A 3,204-nucleotide genomic window follows, 5' to 3' on the forward strand; every position below is an offset into this window, starting at 1 on the left:
AACACGTGTGTCGTTTTCTCCGTCCCGTCGACAAAAACTCTAGCATTAAGTTCTAACAATATTTGATTGACTTGGATTGGGGAAGTAAGTATATTATCAATTATTTCGTATTCAGAACCTTCAATATCCATTTTTAATAAATCTATATAACCATGTCCAAGTTCTTTCGTAATATCAGCGAAACACTTCATTGAAACCTGAACAAAATCATCTTTATCTACGTTTTGATGCTTTATGACACTCCCAGAAACATGCTCTTTATTTTTAGGCAAATTGAAATTCACAAATCCGGTTTTTGAATTAATACCGTAGTCAAAAAAAGTAAATGTTGACGGAAGGTGCTGTTTTCTTACCCACTCAATAGACTTAGGAGTCGGATCAAAGGCAAATACCTTACACTCATGATTTTTGATAATCGCCCTATCAAATGAAATATCTTCTCCAATACCAAAGGAATATACAATTGAATTTTTGTTTAAACTATCTGGACTCACGTAAAATCCTCCATAACTATTGCCATACCATTTATTTTCAAACTCTACTTCCTTTTTCAGATATGTAACGCTTCCAGTAAAAATTTTTACTTTCCGCTTCAGCTTTTTATATATTCGCTTTATCATAACTTTTTAGATTTCGATTATTAAATATACTTAATAAATTCAATACGTCGAAAAAACTACAAGTTTTTAAAAAGCTTTACGAACTATATAAAGAATATAGTGGAAACACCCATAAAAATTCACACAATCTAATAACTTCATTCCTGTCTTGTTAATCAAAATGTTTCATAATACAATCGTAGGATATTTTAGCTGTGTAATTATTTTTCAAATATTCATATCCATTGCTGCCCATTTCGTTAATTACGCTTTTATTATTAAGAAAATAATCAATTAAATCTGAAAATTTCTGAACATTATTGCTTTTACATGACAAACCAAACCCATTTTGAACAGCAATACTCCCAATATCCGTTGCTTCGTCAGTCGCAGATAAAATAGGCATTTTATTTTCCAAGTAAGATAACATTCTAGACGGGAAATTGGGAATAGTAAATCTGAAATCCAAAAATATCAATCCAATATCACAAACTGTAAGAAGCTCATCATATTCTATTTTAGGAAGAGAAGTTATTAATCGAATATTTGGAGGATTATGCAAAATAAACCAATTTTCTAGTTTTCTATATTCAGTTCCGGCACCTACTATTAAAAAAAAAGCGTTTGTCTTTTGTTTATTTGCCTCCAAACATTTTATAATAAAATCTACCCCTTGAGGTTTACCTAAATTACCCCCATAGATAAAAATAGTCTTAAATAAAGGTAAATTGAATTTCAATCTTAAAGCCTCTTTATCGGTTTGAGCTCTTGTGTTAAATGGAATCTCAATACAATTAGGATTTACCTCGACAATTGAACTACGCATATTTGGATAATGCCTAATTAAGTATTCAACATTTGCTTGAGACATACAACCAATATAATCGGAGATATGATATAGCTTTTTTTCTTTATTTAAAAAATATTTATAAATTAATGAATTCTTTTTTAGTAATCCTAAATCCACTGCATTCTGAGGAAATATGTCCTTTAACAATAGGTAAGTTTTAGCCTTTGATTTACGCTTGAAATATTCTATAACATTACAAAAAGTAATCGGAGGTGTCGAATAAATAATTAAATCAAATTTCAAATCTTTAAAATATTTATTAATAGCTGTAATAAATTGTTTTTGAAATAAAATCAATGAAATACCCTTCTCAATTATATTAGTCTTTTGCATATTCAAAGTGCCAATTAAAAGGATATTAACATTGTCCTTTTCTATCAATCGTGTCCCAGATTTGTATCTGCGCTCGTTTGGACAGGCAACATACATCTGATGCCCATTATTTCTAAATGTTCTAATCAGGTCTTGATAAATGCCCTTTTCCTCTATATCACTAATTCTCACAGTAGTCAAAAATAATATTCTCATAAGTTATAATTCTTTCCAAACGTTTCTTTTAATATAATCAATATAAGATATAATAATCCTTACCACTTTCTCAGAAACATTGGGCATGGAATAATCTGCCACTCTTCTAAAGTTACGCTCCGCTCCTGTTTTCTGCACTTTTAATTGTTCCAGGCCTTGCATAATTCTTTCGGTATTCATACCAACCATCATTACGGATGCTTCTTCCATGGCTTCGGGACGTTCGTGTGCATCGCGGATGTTTAGCGCAGGGAAATTGAGGATGGACGACTCTTCGGAAATCGTACCACTATCCGATAATACTGCAAAGGCATTTTTCTGTAAAGCATTATAATCATTAAACCCGAGAGGTTTTAAAAATTGTACTTCAGGCTCCATTTGAATAGCCTTAGACTCAATCATATGCCGTGTACGCGGATGAGTGCTTACTATAATAGGGTATTTGTATTTTAAGGCTATCTGGTTTAAACTATTCATTAAACCGGTGAAATTCTTATCACTAGATATATTCTCTTCCCGATGTGCAGAGACTACAAAATATTTGTGTTGTTCTAATTGTAAACGTTTCAAGACATCCGAACCGTCTATCTCTGGTAAATAATGGGTTAACACCTCAAACATTGGTGAACCCGTTTTGATGATGCGATCAGCTGGTAGCCCTTCTCGCAATAAATATTCTCTTGCGATGTCACTATAAGTCAGATTCAAATCTGAAATATGATCCACAATTTTACGGTTGGTTTCCTCTGGCACTCGCTGGTCAAAACATCTATTGCCCGCTTCCATATGGAATATGGGAATATGACGCTTCTTAGCAGGAATGGCACATAGACAGCTATTGGTATCACCTAAAACAAGAAAAGCATCCGGTTTTACTTGTTCCAACAAGGGATCTATGTTAATTAAAATTTTACCTACAGTTTCTGTAGCAGTTGCTCCGGCTGCATTCAAAAAATGATCCGGCTTTCGTATAGCCAAATCATCAAAGAAAATTTGATTCAACTCATAATCATAATTTTGCCCAGTATGTACAATAATATGTTCTATAGCAGCAGATGCATCTAAAGCAGCCATTACCCTTGCTAAACGAATAATCTCGGGTCTGGTTCCTACCACCGTCATTACTTTAAGTTTAGTGGTTGAGAATTGATGAGTAGTATTTTTATTTTCCATTTTTTGTTTTTAATATTAGGTAACTATACAGCTATTTCATTACAGTCAGTACAA

The 3,204-nt window shown here is 32.5% G+C and carries 3 protein-coding genes; all 3 read right to left on the reverse strand.

The genetic code is table 11. The features are described 5' to 3' along the window. Positions 1–620, reverse strand: a 620-nt coding sequence (locus ACQR30_RS11215) for an FkbM family methyltransferase (RefSeq protein ID WP_429735083.1), incomplete at its 3' end; no start/stop codon positions are given. Positions 621–771: 151 nt separating this feature from the next. Further along, positions 772–1,977 (reverse strand): glycosyltransferase family 4 protein, encoded by a 1,206-nt coding sequence (locus ACQR30_RS11220; protein WP_429735085.1) that lies wholly within the window; start codon positions 1,975–1,977, stop codon positions 772–774. Positions 1,978–1,980: 3 nt separating this feature from the next. Continuing rightward, a complete protein-coding gene (wecB, locus tag ACQR30_RS11225) occupies positions 1,981–3,150 on the reverse strand; it encodes a non-hydrolyzing UDP-N-acetylglucosamine 2-epimerase (protein ID WP_429735087.1) in 1,170 nt (389 codons plus the stop codon). Positions 3,151–3,204: the final 54 nt, after the last annotated feature.

The organism is Arachidicoccus sp., assembly GCF_050436765.1.
Lineage (GTDB): Bacteria > Bacteroidota > Bacteroidia > Chitinophagales > Chitinophagaceae > Arachidicoccus.